General features: G+C 41.4%; 1 pseudogene. It reads left to right on the top strand.

From position 1 onward, the window contains the following. Positions 1 to 297, top strand: a pseudogene (locus NE473_RS31545) (hypothetical protein); the annotation flags it as partial.

The following is a 297-nucleotide window of genomic DNA, read 5'->3' on the forward strand; positions in this document are numbered from 1 at the left end:
TGATCTTTATCAGATGGTTTGACCCCATTATAGACTCAAAATACAATACGCCGGGACATAAACTTTACGGAGAGACATTCAATGGGGGCGCGCCGCCCTATCATCATACTCCTAACCGTAAGGATAACGTGATACCTACATGTGAATTGCTGAATCGCAAGTCATTTGAATATTATGAACGGCAGCGGGACCAGGGGCTTAATGTCCATATTGATGAAATAACATTGGATGAATTACTGGCATTGCAGGAACCGGATATGCCATCAAAGGTATTTTCTGAGGATGAATTAAAGAAAA

Origin of the sequence: Hungatella sp. SL.1.14 (assembly GCF_024460495.1) — a bacterium.
Taxonomy (GTDB): Bacteria; Bacillota; Clostridia; order Lachnospirales; family Lachnospiraceae; genus Hungatella; species Hungatella hathewayi.